The organism is Pseudomonas sp. P5_B2 (assembly GCF_056400445.1).
Genome location: NZ_JBFULH010000520.1, coordinates 1 through 2,918 on the forward strand (window position 1 = coordinate 1; position 2,918 = coordinate 2,918).

The 2,918-nt window shown below is 61.9% G+C and carries 1 protein-coding gene; it reads right to left on the reverse strand.

Annotated elements, in window-relative coordinates:
• Positions 1–371 precede the first annotated feature (371 nt).
• Positions 372–2,780 (reverse strand): glucose/quinate/shikimate family membrane-bound PQQ-dependent dehydrogenase, encoded by a 2,409-nt coding sequence (locus AC1DRJ_RS23325; RefSeq protein WP_477804229.1) that lies wholly within the window; start codon positions 2,778–2,780, stop codon positions 372–374.
• Positions 2,781–2,918 lie beyond the last annotated feature (138 nt).

The following is a 2,918-nucleotide window of genomic DNA, read 5'->3' on the forward strand; positions in this document are numbered from 1 at the left end:
GATTATGCACCAAGTAAGCTAATTCGGACCGCGACGCCCGGTCGCTGAATTTGCAGCGACCCACAAAGCCTATCTCCAGAGCTTCTGACACAACAACCGACAGTACCTGTCGGAATCCTCCTCAAAGACCGCCGCAGCTGTAGGACACTCACAGATTTCTCAGACTGATATCAATCGAAATGTGGGAGCGGGCTTGCTCGCGAAGGCTGTTTAACATTCAACGTAAATGTTGCCTGACCTGCCGCTTTCGCGAACAAGTCGAATCGTCGCACCGCCGCTCCCACATTTGTTCTGCTGTGTGGCGAATATTGCGGCCACAAAAAAGGCGACCCCCTCACAGGAGTCGCCTTTCATTTAACCGCCGCTAAAACTTACTCGGACAGTTTGTACGCCATCACATAGTCACCTTGCTTGGTGCCCAGCGACCCGTGACCGCCCGCAACAACCAGCACGTATTGCTTGCCGTCCTTGCCGGTGTAGGTCATCGGTGTGGTTTGCGCGCCGGCCGGCAGGCGGCCTTCCCACAGTTGCTTGCCGTTTTTCACGTCATAGGCACGCAGGTACTGGTCGAGGGTGCCGCTGAGGAACGCTACGCCACCGGCGGTGGTGAAGGTGCCGCCCAGGCTTGGCACACCCATGCTCAACGGGATCGGAACCGGTGAGCTGTCGCGTACGGTGCCGTTCTTGTGTTTCCACAGGACTTTGGCGTTGGTCAGGTCAACCGCTGCCACGTAGCCCCAGGCCGGTGCCTGGCACGGCAGGCCCATTGGCGACAGCAGGGCTTCGAGGACGACGCCATACGGCGCGCCTTTGTTCGGCTGCACGCCTTCGGTTTCGCTTTTACGCGGGCCTTGGGCGGCGATTTCGGCGGCCGGGATCATCTTCGATTTGAACGCCATGTAGCTCGGGTTCACGAAAGCAATCTGACGCACCGGGTCAACCGAGATGCCGCCCCAGTCGAACACGCCGAAGTTGCCTGGATAAACGATCGAGCCTTGCAGCGATGGCGGTGTGAACGGGCCGTCGTAACGCATGGATTTGAAGTCGATCCGGCAGATCAGTTGATCGAACGGGGTGACACCCCACATGTCGCGTTCCTGCAACGGAGGCGGCATCAGGTTCAGGTCGGACTTTGGCTGGGTTGGTGAGGTGTGGTCGCCTTCCACCGCGCCTTGTGGCACCGGGATTTCATTGATCGGCACGATGGCCTGGCCGGTGCTGCGGTCCAGCACGTAGATGCTGCCTTGCTTGGTGGACGCCAGCACTGCCGGCTTCACGCCGTCAGCGGTTTTCAGATCCATCAGGGTGGGCTGGCCGCCGACGTCCATGTCCCACAGGTCATGGTGTGTGAACTGGAAGTGCCAGCGCACTTTACCGGTGGCGATGTCCAGCGCGGTCAGGCCGGCGGCGTGCAGTTCCGATTCAGGGGTGCGATCGCCACCGTACTGGTCCGGGGTCTGGTTGCCCATCGGCAGGTAGAGCATGCCGAGTTTTTCATCGACGGCGAACATGGACCACATGTTCGGCGAATTGCGGGTGTAGGTCTGGCCTTCGGCAATCGGCGTGGTGTCGTCCGGCTTGCCGCTGTCCCAGTTCCACACCAGTTTGCCGGTGTGCACGTCGAACGCGCGGATCACGCCGCTTGGCTCGTCGGTGGAGACGTTGTCAGTCACGTGGCCGCCAATCACCACCAGGTCTTTGGTGACCGCCGGAGGCGAGGTGGAGTAGTAACCGCCGGCCGTGAAGCCGCCGATGTTGGCGCGCAGATCAACCTGGCCCTTGTCGCCGAAGTCTTCGCACATCTTGCCGGTGTCGGCGTTGAGAGCGATCAGACGGGTGTCGGCGGTCGGCAGGAAGATGCGGCGTGGGCAAGCATTCTCGACGGCCGGGCTGGCGCTGCCGGTCGGGCTTTGTTCGGAGGCGTAGGCGGCGTCATCGTGATACGACACGCCACGGCAGGTCATGTGCGCCCAACCCTTGAAGTTCGCCGCGTTTTGCGTGGAGAGCTTCGGATCGAAACGCCAGATCTCCTTGCCAGTGTCCGGATCCAACGCGATCACCTGGCTGTGCGGCGTGCACACGTAGAGCATGCCGTTGACTTTCAGCGGGGTGTTTTCGGCGGTGGTCTCGCCCGGATCGTTCGGGCCCGGCAGGTCGCCGGTACGATAGGTCCAGGCCGGAACCAGTTTGTGGGCGTTTTCGGGCGTGATCTGTGCCAAGGGCGAGTAACGATCGCCATGGGCGCTGCGGCCGTAGGAGTTCCAGTCACCGTCGGGCATGGCCGGTGCGGTGTTGGTCATGCCGGGAACGCTGTCGCGGTCCAGTTGGCCTTTGATTTCACCGGGGTTGGTGAACTGGCTGGCCAAAGCGGCTACGCCTGCCACTACCACGGCGACGCTCAGGGCCCCGGTGCCCAGCGGTGCAGCGCCTTCGCGCAGCAGCGGACGGCGGAACCACGGCAGCAGCATGACGAGGCCCAGCGCAAACAGCATCGCCAGGCGCGGCACCAGTTGCCACCAATCGAGGCCGACTTCCCATAGTGCCCAGACGGTGCTGGCGAACAGCACCAGTGCGTACAGGCCCAGCGCCGTGCGGCGGGCGAGGATCAGCAGCACGCCGGTCAGCGTCAGGCCGATACCGGCCAGTAGGTAATACAGCGAGCCGCCAAGCATGCTCAGCTTGATCCCGCCTGCCAACATGGCCAGGCCCATTAGCAGAAGCAGGATGCCGAGCAGGCTCGGCAACAGACGGCTTCGACTCAAAGCACCATCAGTGCTCATAGTGTGGTTCTCCGTGACGTTTCAAGTATAGGCCCGCGCAAGTTCACTGTAGATGACGATCCTGTGCGGGCCTGGTTCAGATAAAAAATGGTGGGTTGATGCATATCCCTGTAGGAGTGAGCCTGCTCGCGATGGCGG